Source organism: Methylophaga sp. UBA1464 (assembly GCF_002325665.1).
In the GTDB taxonomy this organism is placed as follows: Bacteria; Pseudomonadota; Gammaproteobacteria; order Nitrosococcales; family Methylophagaceae; genus Methylophaga.
In genome coordinates this window covers 19,223-19,776 of the sequence record NZ_DCSO01000109.1, presented here as the reverse complement: position 1 = coordinate 19,776, position 554 = coordinate 19,223, and the positions used below count along the sequence as shown (strand labels likewise).

General features: G+C 44.0%; 1 pseudogene. It reads left to right on the top strand.

The annotated features are described in order from the left end of the window. Positions 1-31 precede the first annotated feature (31 nt). Positions 32-554 (top strand): annotated as a pseudogene (locus tag B3O33_RS14740) (phosphohydrolase); the annotation flags it as partial.

Sequence of the window (554 nt, the reverse complement as noted above, 5' to 3'; positions counted from 1 at the left end):
AAAGTCTCATCAGCAGTGGACGGATAGCCTGGTGGAATCTGTAGCGCATGCTATAGATGCAAAGTCAGCTTATCCAACCCGCCATTGTGAGTTAGTCCCTGAGCTGACAATGTTACTGGCAGACAAAGCCTCTGAGTCAAATGAATCAGCTTTTAAAGACTTCCAGCTGGACAATGACGTTCAACAACGAGAATTGCGTTTAGCAGCCTGGTTGCATAGCTATGGAAAAATCACAACACCGGAATATCTGGTTGATAAGCGCACCAAACTGGAAATGCCATATAACCGTATCCATGAAATTCGTATGCGCTTTGAAGTACTTTGGCGGGATGCCGAAATTGAATTCTGGCAACAGACGATGCAACGACCCGAAAAAAGAACGGTTTATGAAGACGCTTTAAAGGTGAAGCAGATCCAGCTTGAAGATGACTTTGCCTTTGTCGCCCAATGTAATATTGGTACGGAGTTTATGGATCAGAATACCAATGAACGACTGAAACGTCTGTCAAAGATAAGCTGGCAACGACATTTTGATGATCAACTCGGTTTATCGC